General features: G+C 29.6%; 18 protein-coding genes. 17 read left to right on the top strand and 1 reads right to left on the bottom strand.

Going from position 1 to position 16,388, the window contains the following annotated elements; all coding sequences use genetic code 11:
* The first annotated feature begins 2 nt into the window (after nt 1–2).
* From cbiB to cobK, 12 genes are read left to right on the top strand one after another with little or no spacing between them, the layout of a single operon-like run.
* A complete protein-coding gene (gene cbiB / locus E6771_RS03385; RefSeq protein WP_316089675.1) occupies nt 3–971 on the top strand; it encodes an adenosylcobinamide-phosphate synthase CbiB in 969 nt (322 codons plus the stop codon).
* A 12-nt stretch (nt 972–983) separates the two neighbouring features.
* The gene (locus E6771_RS03380; RefSeq protein WP_316089674.1) at nt 984–2,042 is read left to right on the top strand and encodes a histidinol-phosphate transaminase; all 1,059 of its coding nucleotides are present in this window, start codon (nt 984–986) and stop codon (nt 2,040–2,042) included.
* Entirely contained in the window at nt 2,039–3,364 is a 1,326-nt protein-coding gene (locus E6771_RS03375) for a cobyrinate a,c-diamide synthase (protein ID WP_316089673.1), read from the top strand. The genes E6771_RS03380 and E6771_RS03375 overlap by 4 nt, the downstream gene beginning before the upstream one ends.
* Nucleotides 3,365–4,012 carry a precorrin-8X methylmutase gene (locus E6771_RS03370; RefSeq protein WP_316089672.1) on the top strand — a complete coding sequence of 216 codons (648 nt, stop codon included), beginning with the start codon at nt 3,365–3,367 and terminating at the stop codon, nt 4,010–4,012. It begins immediately after the preceding gene.
* A complete protein-coding gene (gene cbiD / locus E6771_RS03365) occupies nt 4,012–5,133 on the top strand; it encodes a cobalt-precorrin-5B (C(1))-methyltransferase CbiD (RefSeq protein WP_316089671.1) in 1,122 nt (373 codons plus the stop codon). Before E6771_RS03370 ends, cbiD begins: the two co-directional genes overlap by 1 nt.
* Nucleotides 5,126–5,770, top strand: coding sequence for a precorrin-6y C5,15-methyltransferase (decarboxylating) subunit CbiE (gene cbiE / locus E6771_RS03360; protein ID WP_316089707.1), 645 nt, complete (start codon nt 5,126–5,128; stop codon nt 5,768–5,770). Before cbiD ends, cbiE begins: the two co-directional genes overlap by 8 nt.
* Entirely contained in the window at nt 5,757–6,335 is a 579-nt protein-coding gene (gene cbiT, locus E6771_RS03355; RefSeq protein WP_316089670.1) for a precorrin-6Y C5,15-methyltransferase (decarboxylating) subunit CbiT, read from the top strand. Before cbiE ends, cbiT begins: the two co-directional genes overlap by 14 nt.
* A complete protein-coding gene (gene cobI, locus E6771_RS03350) occupies nt 6,328–7,050 on the top strand; it encodes a precorrin-2 C(20)-methyltransferase (protein ID WP_316089669.1) in 723 nt (240 codons plus the stop codon). The genes cbiT and cobI overlap by 8 nt, the downstream gene beginning before the upstream one ends.
* Entirely contained in the window at nt 7,029–7,787 is a 759-nt protein-coding gene (gene cobM, locus E6771_RS03345; protein WP_316089668.1) for a precorrin-4 C(11)-methyltransferase, read from the top strand. The genes cobI and cobM overlap by 22 nt, the downstream gene beginning before the upstream one ends.
* Before the next feature lies 1 nt (nt 7,788).
* Nucleotides 7,789–8,775, top strand: a complete 987-nt coding sequence (gene cbiG / locus E6771_RS03340) for a cobalt-precorrin 5A hydrolase (RefSeq protein WP_316089667.1) — start codon at nt 7,789–7,791, stop codon at nt 8,773–8,775.
* Nucleotides 8,768–9,499, top strand: coding sequence for a precorrin-3B C(17)-methyltransferase (gene cobJ, locus E6771_RS03335; protein WP_316089706.1), 732 nt, complete (start codon nt 8,768–8,770; stop codon nt 9,497–9,499). Before cbiG ends, cobJ begins: the two co-directional genes overlap by 8 nt.
* Nucleotides 9,496–10,242, top strand: coding sequence for a precorrin-6A reductase (gene cobK / locus E6771_RS03330; protein WP_316089666.1), 747 nt, complete (start codon nt 9,496–9,498; stop codon nt 10,240–10,242). Before cobJ ends, cobK begins: the two co-directional genes overlap by 4 nt.
* Nucleotides 10,243–10,430: 188 nt before the next feature.
* Here the strand turns inward: cobK and E6771_RS03325 are convergent, their stop codons facing one another.
* On the bottom strand, nt 10,431–11,420 hold the full coding sequence (locus E6771_RS03325; protein WP_316089665.1) for a hypothetical protein: 990 nt from the start codon (nt 11,418–11,420) through the stop codon (nt 10,431–10,433).
* Between the two features lie 248 nt (nt 11,421–11,668).
* Between E6771_RS03325 and E6771_RS03320 the strand changes: the two genes are divergently transcribed.
* The 5 genes from E6771_RS03320 to E6771_RS03300 all read left to right on the top strand — a co-directional run bounded on the left by E6771_RS03320 (nt 11,669) and on the right by E6771_RS03300 (nt 16,357).
* A complete protein-coding gene (locus tag E6771_RS03320) occupies nt 11,669–12,031 on the top strand; it encodes a hypothetical protein (protein ID WP_316089664.1) in 363 nt (120 codons plus the stop codon).
* A gap of 318 nt (nt 12,032–12,349) precedes the next feature.
* Nucleotides 12,350–13,012 carry a DUF969 domain-containing protein gene (locus E6771_RS03315; protein WP_316089663.1) on the top strand — a complete coding sequence of 221 codons (663 nt, stop codon included), beginning with the start codon at nt 12,350–12,352 and terminating at the stop codon, nt 13,010–13,012.
* A gap of 14 nt (nt 13,013–13,026) precedes the next feature.
* Nucleotides 13,027–13,950, top strand: a complete 924-nt coding sequence (locus E6771_RS03310; protein ID WP_316089662.1) for a DUF979 domain-containing protein — start codon at nt 13,027–13,029, stop codon at nt 13,948–13,950.
* 43 nt (nt 13,951–13,993) lie between these two features.
* The gene (pcp, locus tag E6771_RS03305; RefSeq protein ID WP_316089661.1) at nt 13,994–14,638 is read left to right on the top strand and encodes a pyroglutamyl-peptidase I; all 645 of its coding nucleotides are present in this window, start codon (nt 13,994–13,996) and stop codon (nt 14,636–14,638) included.
* Nucleotides 14,639–15,007: 369 nt separating this feature from the next.
* Nucleotides 15,008–16,357 carry an MATE family efflux transporter gene (locus E6771_RS03300; RefSeq protein ID WP_316089660.1) on the top strand — a complete coding sequence of 450 codons (1,350 nt, stop codon included), beginning with the start codon at nt 15,008–15,010 and terminating at the stop codon, nt 16,355–16,357.
* Nucleotides 16,358–16,388 lie beyond the last annotated feature (31 nt).

Raw genomic sequence — 16,388 nt, 5'->3', positions numbered from 1 at the left:
AGATGAATTTTATAATGAAATATGGAATTGCATATGTAATGGATTTGATATTTGGTGATCCTCATTGGTTTCCACATCCTGTCAGGATTATAGGAAAATTTATTAGCTTTTTAGAAAAAATACTATATAAAGCTTCTAATAAAAAAATATCAGGAGCTTTTCTGACAATTATAGTAGTAGGAGTCACATCTGTTATTTCTTATTATATATCATCTGTTTCATATATTTTAGAAATTTTCTTTCTGTATACTACACTTGCTACAAAGAGTCTGGCAGATGAAGGCTTCAGAGTATGTAAAATTCTTACAGAAGGTGATTTAGAAAAGGCTAAAAAAGAATTATCTTATCTTGTAAGCAGAGATACAGGAAATATGGATATAGGACAGATTACAAGAAGTGTACTTGAAACAATAAGTGAAAATAGTGTAGATGGAGTTATAGCTCCAATGTTTTTTGCTTTTTTAGGAAGTTTTTTCCATATAAATGGAGTTTCTCTTGCCCTGCCATTTGCCATGGGATATAAGGCAATAAATACTCTCGATTCTATGGTAGGTTACAAAAATGACAAATATATGGATTTTGGAATGGTATCTGCAAAGACAGATGATGTGGCTAATTTTATACCTGCGAGAATAGCAGGAGGATTTATTATACCAATAGCAGCAATGATATTGAGATTTGATTATAAAAATGCCTGGAAAATATTCCTAAGAGATAGATTGAATCATTCAAGCCCTAATTCTGGGAATTCAGAAGCAGCTTTTGCTGGTGCATTAGGGGTACAATTTGGAGGAAAAACAAGTTATTTTGGAAAAATACATGAAAAACCAACTATTGGAGATAGAAAAAAAAGTTTTGATTTAAGAGATATTATGAAGGCTATAAAACTTTTGTATGTATCTTCATGGGTAGGGATAGGAGTATTTACATTAATTGCTTATTTAACAGATTTGTTACTAAAAAAAATGTAGAAGGAGAAAAAGATGGATCTGCATGGAGGAAATATCTATAGATTAAAAAGAGAGGGGAAAGGAGAACTATTAGATTACAGTTCTAATATAAATCCTTTAGGAGTACCTGAATCTTTTAAAAAAGCGATAATAGAAAACTTTGATATTCTTGAAAAGTATCCGGACCCTGACTATATAGAATTAAGGGAAAACATAGGAAGATATAATAATGTTGAAGTTAAAAATATAATAGCAGGAAATGGAGCAACAGAAATTTTATTTCTGTATATGAAAGCTATGCAGCCTAAAAAAACTTTAATAATATCTCCAAGTTTTGCTGAGTATAAAAGAGCATTAGAAAGTGTAGGAAGTGAAATAATCTATTATCCATTATTGGAAAATAATAATTATAACTTAGATGTAGAAAGTTTTATAAAAGAAATACCTCAATGTGACCTTGTGGTTATATGCAATCCAAATAATCCTACAGGAAGTTTTATTTCTTTAAAAGATATGGAAAGAATAAACAGTATTTTATCTGAAAGAAAAATAAAATTATTTATAGATGAAGCTTTTATAGAGTTTATAAGAGGCTGGGAAGATATGACAAGTGTACTTTTAAAGGATAAAAATATTTTTGTAATGAGGGCTCTGACTAAGTTTTTTGCTGTACCAGGGGTAAGATTAGGATATGGAATAACTTATGATGAAGAGATAATGAAAAAAATGGAAAAATATAAAGAACCTTGGAGTGTAAATAGTTTTGCTGATATAGCTGGAAAAATTATGCTCTGGGATAAGAGATATATAGAAGCAACTGAAAACTGGATAGAAGAAGAAAAAAAATGGTTTTATGAAGAAAGCTGTAAAATTAAAAATATAAAAACCTTTAAAACAAATGTAAATTTTATTCTGGTAAAACTTTTGAAGAAAAATTCATCTGCTGTAAGAGATGAAATGATAGAAAAAGGTGTAGTCGTGAGAGATGCTTCTAATTTTAAATTTTTAAATAATCAATACATAAGACTTGCAATAAAGAATAGAGAAAATAATATAAAGGTATTGCAGGCTCTGAAAGAGGTGATGTCATGAAAGCCTTTATGCTTGCAGGAATAAGCAGCGGAATAGGAAAAACAACAGTTTCTATGGGGCTTATGTCACTCTTTGAAAATGTATCACCATTCAAAACAGGACCTGATTATATAGATCCTGGCTTTCATCAGTTTGTAACTGGAAATAAAAGCTATAATCTGGATTTATTTATGATGGGAGAAGAGGGAGTAAAATATAGTTTTTATAAACATCAAAAAGATATATCAATAGTAGAAGGTGTAATGGGGCTATATGATGGAATAGATAATTCATTGGATAATAATAGTTCAGCACATCTGTCAAGAGTTCTTGAAATACCTGTAATATTAGTAGTAGATGGAGTAGGAAAAAGTACAAGTATAGCTGCTCAGGTACTTGGATATCAACTATTGGATAAAAGAGTGAATATAGCAGGAGTTATTATTAATAAAGTTTCAAGCAAAAAAACTTATGATATCTTTAAAGAAGCAATAGAGATGTATACAGATATAAAGTGTCTGGGATATGTGCCTAAAGATGAATCACTGCATATAGGGAGCAGACATTTAGGACTGCTCCAGGCAGAAGAAATTGGAGATTTAAAAGCTAAAATATCTTCTCTTGCTGAAGTTTTAAAAGAAACAATAGATGTAGATGGATTATTGGAAATAGCAGTCAAAGCTGAAGCAAAACCAATGGAAAATCCTTTTAAAAAAGAAAAAGACAGATATAAAGGATTGAAAATAGGAATAGCAAAAGACAGAGCTTTCAATTTTTACTATAATGATAATATAGAATTACTTGAATATTTAGGTATAGAGATAGAATATTTTTCTCCTACTTATGATAAAAAAATACCAGAAAATATGGATATACTATATTTTGGTGGAGGGTATCCTGAAAATTTTGCAAAGGAGCTTTCTGAAAATAAAAGTATGATAGAATCAGTAAATAAATTTTATTATGATAATGGAAAAATATTTGGTGAATGTGGAGGATTCATGTTTTTATCTAAAGAGATAGAAACAGCAGATGGTGAAAAATTTCCAATGTGCAATATAATAGACTGCAGTATAAAAATGGGAAACAGACTTGATATTTCAAGATTTGGATATATAAGCTTATTAAAAGAAAATAAAATTGTTGGCAAAGGACATGAATTTCATTATTCCAAAATAAAAGAGATAGGAAATGATACAAGAAAATATACTGCCAGAAAAAAAGATGGTAGAGAGTGGAATTGCATATTTGAAGAAAAAGGATTAAAAGGAGGATATCCCCATATCCATTTCTTCACAAGTTTTGATTTATTGAAAGATATATTAGAAAAGGAAGGTAAATAAATGAATACCTATATAAAAGTACCACAGGACATAGAAAAAAGAAGTTTTGAAATAATTGAAGAGGAACTAGGGGATAAAATTAATAAATTTGATGAAGCAACTCTTCCAGTGATAAAAAGAGTTATACACACTACTGCAGATTTTGAATATGCAGACTTAATTGATTTTATGAATGATGCTATAAATAGTGGAAAAGAAGCTCTTAAAAATGGATGCAAAATATATTGTGATACAAACATGATAGTGAATGGAGCAAGCAAAATGGTGCTTTCTAAATTTAACTGTGAAGCTTACTGTCTTGTAGCAGATAATGAAGTAGTGAAAGAAGCAAAAGAAAGAGGAGTTACAAGATCAATAGTAGGAATGGAAAAGGCAGCAAAAGATCCAAATACAAAAATATTTCTTATTGGGAATGCTCCTACTGCTCTTTACCAGTTAAAAGAAATGATAGAAAGAAATGAAATAGAAAGACCTGCTCTTGTAGTTGGAGTTCCAGTAGGATTTGTTGGAGCTGCAGAATCAAAAGAAGCTTTTAAATCATTAGGGATTCCATATATAACAATAAATGGAAGAAAAGGAGGAAGTACAGTAGCAGTTTCTATTCTTCATGGTATACTGTATCAAATGTATCAAAGAGAGGGATTCTAATGAATGAAGAACTAAGAAGCGGTTATACTACTGGTACTTGTGCAGCAGCTGGAACAAAAGCAGCTTTAGAAGCCCTTCTTTATGGAAAGGAATCTTCTGAGATAGAAATAACAACTCTTAATGGGGTAGAGCTTACTATTCCTGTATTTAAATTGAGGGTGAGAAATAATTTTGCTACCTGTGCTGTAGTAAAATTTGCTGGAGATGATCCAGATGTAACTAATGGAATTAGAATATGTGCAAAAGTAAAATTAGTCAAGGAGCTTCCTCAAATAGAAAAAGGACATTATTTCGATAAATTTGTTCTGGTAGGAGGAAGGGGAGTAGGAACAGCAACTAAAAAAGGAGTACAGGTTCCATTAGGAAAATCAGCAATAAATCCTGGACCACAAAAGATGATATCAGAAGTGGTCAATGAATTATTAGAAGATAAAGAAATAAAAGCTGTAGTTACAATTTATGTTCCAGAAGGAAAAGCAAAATCTCAAAAAACTTTTAATCCTAAACTGGGAATAAAAGGAGGTATCTCTATATTGGGTTCTACTGGAATAGTAAAGCCTATGAGTGAGGAAGCCTTAAAAGATTCCATGTATGCAGAATTGAAAGTGTTGAGAATGGATAAAGACAGAGACTGGGTAGTTTTTGCCTTTGGAAATTATGGAAAAAATTATTGTGAACGATTAGGATTAGATTTGGAACAGATGGCAGTTATAAGTAACTTTGTAGGATTTATGATAGACTCTGCTGTTAAACTTGATTTTAAAAGAATAATCCTTTTGGGTCATATAGGAAAAGCTATAAAAATAGCTGGGGGAATATTTAATACTCATAGCAGAGTAGCAGATGCAAGAATGGAGATAATGGGAGCAAATGCTTTTCTTGTTGGAGAAAGCTGTGAAAATATAAAAAAAATACTGGAAGCTAATACAGTGGAAGAAGCCTGTGATTATGTAGAAGAAAAAGAACTCTTTACAGTAATAGCAGAAAAAGTTAAGAAAAAAGTTATGGAATACAGCAGAACAGATGATTTAAGATGTGAATCTCTAATATTTTCATTTAAGGGAGACACTTTAGGATATAGTGATGGATTTTATGAATTGGTGGGTGAGGTAGCTGAATAAAATAAATGTAGTTGGATTAGGACCAGGAAATTTAGATTATCTTACTGGAGCTGGAATAAAAGCTATAAAAGATTGCGAAATAGCTGTTGGAGGAAAAAGACAGCTGGAGGAAATTGACATACTCCTATCAGAAAACTGTGAAAAATATGCTTTGGGAAAACTTTTAGATTTAATTGATTATATAAAAGATAACAGGAATAAAAAAATAACAGTAGTTGTATCAGGGGATACGGGATTTTACAGCCTTCTTCCCTTCTTAAAGAAATATTTTTCTAATGATGAATTAGAAGTTGTGCCAGGAATATCTTCATATCAGTATTTATTTTCAAAAATAGGAGAATGCTGGCAGAATTTTATTCTGGCAAGTGCTCATGGAAGGGATTTTGATTATATAAAAGCAATGGATGAAAAAGATGGGGTGGTTCTTCTTACAGATGAAAAAAATACGCCATATACCATAGGAAAAAAAGTTTATGAATCAGGAATAAGAGGAGTGGAAATAATAGTAGGTGAGAGGCTTTCTTATCCTGATGAAATAATAATCAGAGTAGATGCAGAGAATTTTGAAGAATTGAACAAAGAATTTAAAATGAATACTGTGGTATTGAAAAAAGGAGAAAATTATGCACATCTATGATAATGAATTTATACATGGAGAACTTCCTATGACTAAACAGGAAGTGAGAGCAGTATCTATTGCAAAACTCAGATTAAAAGAAGATTCTGTATTGATAGATGTGGGAGCAGGGACAGGTACTATTGGAATAGAAGCTGCTACATATTTAAAAGATGGAAAAGTAATAGGGATAGAAAAAGAAGAGAAGGGGCTTGAAGTAATAAGAGAAAATGTAAAAAAGTTTAATCTTAAAAACTATTATCTTATACATGGAAGAGCACCAGAGGATATTCCAGAAACAAACTATGACAGAATGTTCATAGGAGGTTCTACTGGGGGAATGAAAGAAATAGTAGAACATTTTATAAAGTATTCTAAACCTGATTCAAGACTGGTCATTAATGCAATAACACTTGAAACATTAAATAGTGCTATGACTATATTAAAAGAAAAGGGTTTTAATAATATAGAAGTTGTAAATATGTCAATATCAAGAGGAAAAAAAGTTGGACCATATACTATGATGTATGGGGAGAATCCAATCTATATAATAACAGCTGTGAAGGAGGAAAATGTAAATGGATAACAAGTTTTATGGGATTGGAGTGGGAGTAGGAGATCCTGATCAAATCACTTTAAAAGCGATAAAGACACTAAAAAAATTAGATGTAGTGATATTACCAGAAGCAAAAAAAGATATGGGGAGTACAGCTTATTCAATAGCTAAAGAATATTTAAAAGAAGATGCAGAACTTGTATTTATGGAATTTCCAATGCTTAAAAATCCTTTAGATAGAGTAGAAGGAAGAAAAGCAAATACAAAGATTGTGGAAAAATTATTAGATGAAGGAAAAAATGTAGGATTTCTTACTATAGGAGATACTATGACATATAGTACATATGTATATATATTGGAGCATCTTGATAAAAAATATGAAGTGGAAACTATTCCAGGAATATCTTCATTTGCTGATATATCTTCAAGATTCAACCTACCAATAGTAATGGGAGATGAATCATTAAAAATAATTGGACTTAGTGAAACTACTGATATAGAAAAAGAAATAGAAGGAAGTGATAACCTTGTATTTATGAAAGTTAACAGAAACTTTGACAGATTAAAAGCAGCATTGGAAAAAACAGGAAATATGGAAAATATAATACTGGTTTCTAATTGTGGAAAGGAAAATCAGGAAGTATACTTTGATATTTCTCATTTAGAAAAAGATGATATTCATTATTTCTCTACAATGTTATTAAAAAGAGGAGGAATTGAACAATGGAAAAAGTTTATTTCATAGGAGCAGGACCTGGAGACCCTGAATTAATAACTATAAAGGGTCAAAGAATAGTAAAGGAAGCAGATATCATTATATATGCTGGTTCTTTAGTTCCAAGACAGGTAATAGAATGCCATAAAGAGGGAGCTGAGATATACAATTCGGCTTCTATGACATTGGAAGAAGTTATGGATGTAACTATAAAGGGAATAAAAGCTGGGAAAAAAGTAGCTAGAGTACATACTGGAGATCCTGCAATATTTGGTGCTCATAGAGAGCAAATGGATATTTTAGATGAAAATGGAATTGAGTATGAAGTTGTTCCAGGGGTAAGTTCATTTCTTGCTTCAGCTGCAGCAGTAAAAAAAGAATTTACACTTCCATCTGTATCACAGACAGTTATTTGTACAAGATTAGAAGGTAGAACACCAGTTCCAGAGAAAGAATCTTTGGAAAGTCTTGCTGCTCACAGAGCCTCTATGGCAATATTCCTTTCTGTACATATGATAGGAGATGTAGTAAAAAGACTTGCTACTTCTTATCCAATGACTACTCCCATTGCAGTAGTTCAAAGAGCTACATGGGAGGATCAAAAAGTAGTAATAGGAACATTGGAAACAATAGAAGAACTTGTGAAAGAAGCAGGAATATCTAAAACAGCTCAAATATTAGTTGGAGATTTTCTAGGAAATGAATATGAAAAGTCTAAATTATATGATAAAACTTTTACACATGAATTTAGAAAAGGAATAGAGTAAAATGAAACTGGCTGTATGGACTGTTACAAGAGGAGCAGGTCATTTAGGAAAAAAATATGGAGAGATATTAAAAGCTGATGTTTTCACACTGAAAAAATTTCAGATAGAAAGTACATTGCAAATGGAAGATTTTACAAGTACTTTAAATGAAAAGTTCAATAAATACGATGGTCATATATTTATTATGGCTACAGGGATAGTCATCAGAAAAATAGCTTTTCTGATAAAAAGTAAAGATATAGATCCAGCAGTATTAGTTGCAGATGAAGGTGAAAATTTTATTATTTCTCTTCTTTCTGGACACTTAGGTGGAGCTAATGAACTTGCAAATGAGGCTGCTGAAAAACTTGGTCTTCTTCCAATAATCACTACCAGTTCAGATGTAACTGGAAAAATAGCAGTTGACACTATTTCTCAAAAAATACAGGGAGAATTAGAAAGCCTTGAGAAAGCAAAAAATGTTACTTCCCTTATTATTGATGGAAAAGAAGTTAATATTCTTCTGCCAAAAAATGTAAAATTTGATAGTGATACAAATGAGGAAGGAATAATAATAGTTTCTAATAGAGAAAAAATAGAAACAGTGAGGATATATCCTAAAAATCTGATTCTTGGTATAGGATGCAGAAGAGGTATAGAAACAGAAGTTATAATGGAAGGAATAAAAAAAGCTATGGAAGCTCATAATCTTTCTGTTAAAAGTATAAAAAAAATAGCTACTGTTGATTTAAAAGCTGATGAAGTAGGAATAATAGAAAGCAGTAAATTATTGAAAAAAGAATTGGTTATAATTTCCAGAGAAGACATAAAAAAGGTTGAAGATAGGTTTGAAGGTTCAGAATTTGTAAAAAAACAGATAGGAGTATCTTGTGTATCTGAGCCTTGTGCATTTCTAGCTTCAAATGGAAAAGGGAAATTTATTGAAAATAAATTTATTTATAATAGAATGACAGTATCTATTTATGAGGAGAGCTTTAATGATGAATAAAGGAAAAATATATGTAGTAGGAATAGGTCCTGGAAATATGGAAGATATCAGTGTAAGAGCATATAATACGCTTAAAAATGTCGATATAATTGCAGGATACACAACTTATGTAGATTTAGTAAAAGATGAATTTAAAGATAAAGAATTCTATGTATCAGGAATGAAAAAAGAGATAGACAGATGTGAAAAAGTTCTTGAATTAGCAAAAGAAGGAAAAACAGTTGCATTAATCAGCAGTGGAGATGCTGGAATATATGGCATGGCTGGTATTATGATAGAGGTAGCTGCTGACAGTGGAATAGAGGTAGTAGTAATACCAGGAATAACTGCATCAGTAGCAGGAGCAGCTCTTGTAGGAGCACCTATAATGCATGATCAGGCTATTATTAGTTTGAGTGACCTTTTAACTGACTGGGATGTAATTACTAAGAGAATAGATAAAGCAAGTGAAGGAGATTTTGTAATTTCTCTATATAATCCTAAAAGTAATGGAAGAACTACACAGATTGTTGAAGCGAGAGAAATAATGATGAAGCATAAAGCTCCAACTACTCCAGTAGCTTTATTAAGACATGTAGGGAGAGAAGATCAGAACTATACTTTAACTGATCTTGAACATTTCCTTGAACATGAGATAGATATGTTTACAGTAGTTATAATTGGAAATTCAAAATCTTATGTGAAAGGTAATAAAATGATTACACCTAGGGGTTATAAGTTATGATATGGGTTATTGGGGGAACAAAAGATTCAAGAATATTCCTAGAGAAATTTGTATCTGCTGATAAGAATATTATAGTTTCAACAGCTACTGAATATGGAGGAAAGCTTTTAGAAGGGATTCCAGTGAAAGTGATATCAGAAAGACTGCCTTTAGAGTTAATGAGAGAATTTATAAAAAAAAATTCTATTAAAACTATTGTTGATATTAGTCATCCTTATGCTTTTGAAGTATCTAAAAATGCAATGAAAGTTGCTGAAGAATTTTCTATAACTTACTATAGATTTGAAAGAGAAGAAATACACATTGTTCCTGATAGATTTAGTGAATTTCAAAATATAAATGATCTATTGGGGTATTGCAGTGGATTGGAAGGCAATATTCTTGTAACCCTTGGAAGTAACAATATAGAGCATTTTTCAAAACTAAAGGATTTGAAAAAGTTTTATTTCAGAATACTTCCTAAATGGGATATGGTAAAAAAATGTGAAGATAATGGAATACTTCCCAAAAATATAATAGCTATGCAGGGACCTTTTTCTTTGAATATGAACAAAGCAATGATAGAACAGCTTAATATAAAATATATGGTGACTAAAAAAGGTGGAGATACAGGAGGAGAAAGGGAAAAAATAGATGCCTGTAACGAAAAAGGAATAGAAGTAATACTTCTGGATAAGCCTAAAATTTACTATCCTAACTGTTATAAGAATATAGAGGACTTAATAAGAAATATCTTATTATAAAATTAAAGCAGCTCTTTGTACAGAACAGTATAGAGAGCTGTCATTTTTATGAAAATATTTCTTAAAAAATAAAGATTTTTGTCACGAAATCGTCACAAAAATATCATATAATAATTATATAAAATCTTTCCCCAAGATATTATATGAAAATCCTCCTAATTTTTTAGGAGGATTTTTAGTATATAAAATTAATCAATTTTTTCAATTCTTTCGAAATGGTATATCTCACTTTTATTTTTTTCTTTTTCTCTGCATAAATATATACAGTCTTTTTCTATAGAATTTTTAGAATTATCTTCTTTATTTGCAGCAATTACTTTCAATCTAAAATATTTCTCTTCTTTTTTGTTTATTTCTTCCTCTTCATCATAAAATAAATCAGCATCAAAATTTTTTTCTGGAATTCCAAGAAAATCTCTAAAAAAGAATAAATTATTTTTAAAATTTTTTTCTTTCAGCATTTCTATTACAAATTTTTTAAGGTTAGTTTCGGAATAAGGACTTCTATTATATACTAAGGCATCAATACGCTTAGTATACTCAATATTTTTTGTGCTTGTAATTCCCAAAGTAATATGTGCATCTGCTCCAATCATTTTAAGAAGACCAAGAGGTTTACTGTCATCTTTTCCTTTAAAAGTGACTATAGTAATATCTGGATAAAGATTTTTGACTTTATGATAGTTGCACATAATTTTATCATATGTAGTATCACTGATAAAAAGAAGCCCAATACCATTGACAGATGTAATCCATGGATCATCCTCATCATATATATCTATTTTATATGAAAATTCTGCTGAATGTTCTACAAGGAAATTTTCTAATGTTCTTTCTGAAAAATTATATTTTTCATATAATGAATTTAAAAAATTAATGTCAAAAAGCTGAATATTTTTAACTGTAATAACGGCTTTAACACCCATATCATTTGCAAGATATTCTCTTTCAGTAAATATTATTGTATTATGTAGATATTCATGTTTAGAAGGATTAAAAAAGTATCTTTTGAGTTCTCTAAGAAGCTCAAGATTTTCTTCAATGTTACTTTGGAAAATTAGAAATATCAAATAATTTATATCTGAATCTCTTAAAATATGAGATATAGAAGATTCAAAATTTGTTTTATCTATCAATATTATTTTTTTAGATTTAAGAAAAGTGGAATTTTTTTCCATAAAGTGACCTCAATTTTAGAATTAATTATAATAAAATTATTCTACCATTTTTTTATGGGAATTACAATGAACTAGATTAGTAGTTGTTCAAAAAAAGAAAAATGAAAATTTTAAATATTTTTTATAATTAATCATATGTCAGTAGAGGTTAAATTTAAAAAATAAAGAATAAAAATACTTGAATATGTTTAATTTATTATGTAAAATATTATAAATAATAATTTTAAAGAATTAAATAGGGGTGGGGAATGAAATTGAAAATGGGGGTAATAATTTTAACTTTTTTTGCAGCTTTTAATTTAGTGAATTTTAAGAAAAAAGTTTCTTTAAATAATTTAGAAGATAAAATAAAATTGGAAAATATATATAAAGTAAGAAAAAATGGAAAGTTTAAAATATATTATGAAGATGGGAAAATTTCTACTATAGGAAATTATTATAATTTTAAGTTAGATGGGAACTATATATCGTTTTATGAAAATGGAGTAGTTGCAAGTGATGGTTTTTATAAAAATGGTCTTCTTGATGGTGAATGGAAATTTTATTCTGAAAATGGTTCTCTTGAAAAAATAGAGAAATATAAAAAAGGAATGATAGTAGAAAATAATTAAAATAAGGGTAAGTAATAATTTTTTTTAGATAACTTATCCTTATTTTTTTGTAATAAATTTAATTTTTTAATAAATTAATTAATTTCAATATAGTTTTAATTACTTTTTTAATTTTAAAAATAAAGTGTTTTTTTAATTTTAAATTAATGGAAAATTATTCAAGGAAAAAAAATTTCATTTTTTAATTTTTTGAGTCTTAATATTTTAAAATAGAAATGAAGAAACATTTGAAGAAAAATTTACTTTTAAATTTGAATAAAATATGCTATAAAATAGGATAATGATATTTATGTAATTAAGATATTCAAGGAGGAAATTATGATTAAGTTAATAGGAGTATTGATAATACTTTTAGGATTTGTGTTAAAATTTGATACTATAGCTGTTGTACTTATAGCTGGAGTAGCAACAGGTTTAGTTGCAGACATGGGATTTATTGAAATTCTTGAAGTACTGGGAAAAGCTTTTGTAAGTACAAGATACATGACTCTTCTTCTTTTAACATTAGCAGTAGTTGGAATTTTAGAAAGAAATGGACTTAGAGAAAGAGCAGCAAAATGTATTTCTGAATTAAAAGGAGCTACTAGTGGAAAGGTTTTGAGTATTTATGTTGTTATAAGAACAATAGCAGCAGCATTTTCACTCAGATTAAGTGGTCATGTACAATTTATTAGACCTCTTATTTATCCAATGGTAAAAGGAGCAGCAGAAAAAGAGGGAACAGTAGATGCTAAAACTGATGAAAAATTGAAAGCTCTTGCTACAAGTATGGAAAACTATGGAAACTTCTATGGGCAAAATGTATTTATAGCCTCATCAGGTGTACTATTAATAGTTGGAACTCTTAAAGAACTAGGAATTACAAATGTTGAACCTTATGCTGTAGCAAAATGTAGTATTCCAGTTGCAGTAATTTCAATAGTTGTTTCTATTATAAGAAACTATATGTTTGATAAGAGTTTGAGAAATACTAAGAGATAATGGGGGAGAGCTAAATGAAAGAAACTATAAATTTAATTTTAGAAATAATGTATGTTATTTGTGGAGTAATTTCCATACTATGTGGAATATATGCTTTGAGAGATCAGAAAAATGATAAAAGAATTGGAAGTGCAGCGTTCTGGATAATCTTTGGACTTGTATTTATATTAGGGCCATATATAAAGCCAGTTATAGTAGGAGCTTCTCTTCTTGTAATGGGATTGATTACAGCTACTAAAAATATAAAAATAGGATCACTGGCAAACAGCAGTGAAGAATTTAGAGAAAAACAAGCAGCAAAATTAGGAAACCTTATATTTTTTCCTGCTTTATCAATAGGGATAGTAGCTTTTGCAATAGCTCAGTTCACTCCATTAGGGGGTCTTGTAGGGCTTGGAGGGGGAGCATTGGCTGCTCTTGTTATATCTCTAATAGTAACTAAAGAATCACCTGCTATGATACCTCATGAGTCTTCAAGAATATTACAGCAAATGGGAGCAACAGTTATTTTACCACAGCTTCTTGGAGCATTGGGATCTGTATTTGCTAAAGCTGGAGTAGGAGAAGTTATTGCTTCGTTAATGGGAGGAGTTATTCCAGATGGAAATAGATTGTTTGGAGTAATAGGATACTGTGTAGCTATGGCAGTGTTTACGATGATAATGGGAAATGCCTTTGCAGCTTTTGCAGTTATTACAGCAGGAATAGGAGTTCCATTTGTTATTAATTTAGGAGCTAATCCAGCACTAGTTGGAGCTTTGGGATTAACAGCAGGATACTGCGGAACTTTAATGACACCTATGGCAGCTAACTTTAATATTGTTCCAGCATCTATTTTGGAAATGGAAAACAAGAATAGTGTTATATTTGTTCAAGCTCCAATAGCTATAGTAATGCTTATAATCCATATTATTATAATGTATTTATTTGCTTTCTAATTGGCAATTTAAATAAAGTAAAGAAAAACTGAGGAGGTAATATATGAAAGTATTAATAACTGGTTTTGATCCATTTGGAGGAGAAAAAGTAAATCCTGCATGGGAGGCAGTAAGAGCTTTACCTGATAATATTGATGGAATAGAAGTAATAAAACTTCAAATTCCAACTGTATTCAAAAAATCAGCGAAAAAATTATTTGAAAATATAGATTCTGTAAAGCCTGATGTAGTAATATGTGTAGGTCAGGCAGGAGGAAGATATGAATTTTGTGTAGAAAGAGTAGCTATAAATTTAGATGATGGAAGAATACCTGATAATGAGGGATATCAACCAGTAGATACTCCTGTATTTGAAGATGGAGATACGGCATACTTTACTTCTCTTCCAATAAAAGGAATGGTGGAAGAATTGAAAAAAGCTTCTATCCCAGCAGCAGTATCTAATACAGCAGGAACATATGTGTGCAATCACATTATGTATTCTCTATTATATTATTTAAATAAAAATAAATTAAATAATATTAGAGGTGGATTTATTCATGTTCCATATATACCTGAACAAGTAATAGATAAGAAAAATACACCATATATGGAATTATCAAGAATTACAAAAGCTTTAGAAGTATCAATAAAAGCAGTTAAAACTTATCAAAAAGATATAGTTGTATCTGGTGGAAAAGAATTCTAATTAAAAAATAAAAAAAGAGGTCAGTATTTTACTGATCTCTTTTTAAATTGACATAGAGAAGAAGAAAATGTATAATTAAAATATATTGCATAAGGAGAGTGCTTTATGTTTGAAATGCTATTAGGGAAGTTTTGTATATTGACAAGCTCTGACAATTGGATAGATGAAACATTGTACAGAGCCATTCTTAATTATTCATCAAAAATAATTATCTGAAAACATATGACTCATATGTTTTATTTTGATATGTTTTTGAAAATATGAAGGCTGGGTAGATGTTTCCAAGCCTTTTGTTACAAAAAAATTGGACAGAAGGAATGACTTCTGTTTTTTTATTTTTTGTAAAATTTATATTTAAGGAGATATCAAATGAAAAATACAGAAATAGATCTAACAACAGGAAAAGTATCTGCACAATTGATAAAATTTGCTGTGCCATTATTTATAGCAAATTTACTACAGGCATTTTATAATATTGCAGATATGGTAATAGTAGGAAGAATAGTAGGGAGCAGAGGTGTTGTAGCCATAAGCAATACTTCAATGCTGTGTTTTATAATAAATTCAATATGTATTGGAATAACTTTAGGTGGAACTGTATTAATGGCACAATATAGAGGAAAGAAAAATAATGAGAGTTGTAAAGAAGTTATAAACTCAATATTTTTCCTTATAATAATTATATCCATAGCAGTTACAGTATTAGGAATGCTGACATGCAGATATGTATTTATTTTGCTTAGAGTACCTGAGGAAGCATTACAAGAGTCCATAGAATACATGAATATAATTTATCTGGGAAGCATATTTGTTTTTGGTTATAATAGTGTGAGTTCGATAATGAAAGGAATAGGGGATTCACAAAAACCTTTATATTTTGTTTTAACAGCAGCAATCTTGAATATAGGATTGGATTTTTTCCTAGTAGGAAGTATGAATATGGGGATTAAAGGAGCAGCAGTTGCTACAATTATTTCTCAAGGAGTCTCTTTTTTATTGGCAATATTATATTTAAAAAGATATGAAAATATATTTGAATTTTCTTTTAAGTATGTAAAAAAAGAAGTGATAAAAAATGTTCTAAAAATTGGTATATCAGCAGCTCTACAGATGATCATAATCAATATAGCATATTTGATAATGACTGGGTTATTTAATGGATATGGAATGATAATATCTGCTGCTTCAGGAATTGGATTGAAAATAAATACTTTTGCAGGAATGCCCTGTTGGGCAGTGGGACAGACAGTTACAGCTATGACAGGGCAGAATATAGGGGCTGGGAAAATAAAAAGAGTTAAAGAAGTGGTGAAAACTGGAGTAAAAATTAGTTTTTTGCTGACATTGATGATGGTTATATTTGTTCAATTAACTGCTGAGAGATTGGTAATGATATTTGAAAAAGAGAATCAAACTATAATAACAGAGGGAGTAAAATATTTGAGAATCTGCTGTTCAGTAAATAGTTTGATATATTCAGCAATGTATATTTATGATTCTTTTACAATAGGTGTAGGAAATTCTTTTTTAGCAATGTTGAATTCTTTTCTTGATTCAATAATTATAAAGTTATTTTTAAGTTTTCTTTTTACTTATTTTCTTTCATATGGGGTAAATAGTCTATATATAAGCCAGGCAGTTTCTCCTATAATTCCAGCAGTAATAGGATGGCTGTATTATAAAAAAGAAAATTGGAAAGATAAAATAGAAATAATATAAAAATTGATTAAGTACAAGGTGGTAAGGATGA

Source organism: Fusobacterium sp. (genome assembly GCF_032477075.1).
GTDB lineage: Bacteria > Fusobacteriota > Fusobacteriia > Fusobacteriales > Fusobacteriaceae > Fusobacterium_A.
The sequence above is the reverse complement of the archived record's forward strand: the minus strand, read 5'-3'. Positions and strand labels throughout refer to the sequence as shown.

Coding starts and splice junctions, on each gene's coding strand:
- cbiB (WP_316089675.1), top strand. CDS start 3: ATGAATTTTATAATGAAATATGGAATTGCATATGTAATGGATTTGATA.
- E6771_RS03380 (WP_316089674.1), top strand. CDS start 984: ATGGATCTGCATGGAGGAAATATCTATAGATTAAAAAGAGAGGGGAAA.
- E6771_RS03375 (WP_316089673.1), top strand. CDS start 2,039: ATGAAAGCCTTTATGCTTGCAGGAATAAGCAGCGGAATAGGAAAAACA.
- E6771_RS03370 (WP_316089672.1), top strand. CDS start 3,365: ATGAATACCTATATAAAAGTACCACAGGACATAGAAAAAAGAAGTTTT.
- cbiD (WP_316089671.1), top strand. CDS start 4,012: ATGAATGAAGAACTAAGAAGCGGTTATACTACTGGTACTTGTGCAGCA.
- cbiT (WP_316089670.1), top strand. CDS start 5,757: ATGCACATCTATGATAATGAATTTATACATGGAGAACTTCCTATGACT.
- cobI (WP_316089669.1), top strand. CDS start 6,328: ATGGATAACAAGTTTTATGGGATTGGAGTGGGAGTAGGAGATCCTGAT.
- cobM (WP_316089668.1), top strand. CDS start 7,029: ATGGAAAAAGTTTATTTCATAGGAGCAGGACCTGGAGACCCTGAATTA.
- cbiG (WP_316089667.1), top strand. CDS start 7,789: ATGAAACTGGCTGTATGGACTGTTACAAGAGGAGCAGGTCATTTAGGA.
- cobJ (WP_316089706.1), top strand. CDS start 8,768: ATGAATAAAGGAAAAATATATGTAGTAGGAATAGGTCCTGGAAATATG.
- cobK (WP_316089666.1), top strand. CDS start 9,496: ATGATATGGGTTATTGGGGGAACAAAAGATTCAAGAATATTCCTAGAG.
- E6771_RS03325 (WP_316089665.1), bottom strand. CDS start 11,420: ATGGAAAAAAATTCCACTTTTCTTAAATCTAAAAAAATAATATTGATA.
- E6771_RS03320 (WP_316089664.1), top strand. CDS start 11,669: ATGAAATTGAAAATGGGGGTAATAATTTTAACTTTTTTTGCAGCTTTT.
- E6771_RS03315 (WP_316089663.1), top strand. CDS start 12,350: ATGATTAAGTTAATAGGAGTATTGATAATACTTTTAGGATTTGTGTTA.
- E6771_RS03310 (WP_316089662.1), top strand. CDS start 13,027: ATGAAAGAAACTATAAATTTAATTTTAGAAATAATGTATGTTATTTGT.
- pcp (WP_316089661.1), top strand. CDS start 13,994: ATGAAAGTATTAATAACTGGTTTTGATCCATTTGGAGGAGAAAAAGTA.
- E6771_RS03300 (WP_316089660.1), top strand. CDS start 15,008: ATGAAAAATACAGAAATAGATCTAACAACAGGAAAAGTATCTGCACAA.